Origin of the sequence: Halostella sp. PRR32 (assembly GCF_034808085.1) — an archaeon.
GTDB lineage: Archaea > Halobacteriota > Halobacteria > Halobacteriales > Natronoarchaeaceae > Halostella > Halostella pelagica.
The window spans coordinates 1-276 of record NZ_JAXHGL010000096.1 but is presented as its reverse complement, the minus strand read 5'-3'; the positions used below and the strand labels follow the sequence as shown (position 1 = coordinate 276).

The 276-nt window shown below is 75.4% G+C and carries 1 pseudogene; it reads left to right on the top strand.

Annotation, left to right across the window (positions count from 1 at the left end):
* A pseudogene (locus SM753_RS20525) lies at positions 1-276 on the top strand (diaminopimelate decarboxylase); the annotation flags it as partial.

The window sequence follows — 276 nt, the reverse complement described above, 5'->3', positions numbered from 1 at the left end:
CCACCACGAGAAGGTCCGGACCGGCGGCGCGGCGAAGTTCGGGATCCCCTACGACCGGGCCGCGGAGGCGGCGCGGGACGCGGCCGAGCGGTTCGACGTGGTCGGGATCCACGCGCACGCGGGCTCCGGGATCGACTCGGACCAGCTCGACAGCCACCGCGAGCTGGTCGCGCGGATGGGCGAGCTGGCGCGGGAACTGGCGTCGCCGGACGACCGCGACGCGGGCGGCGACGGCTCCCCAGATCCCCTCGACCTCGAATACGTCGACGTCGGCGG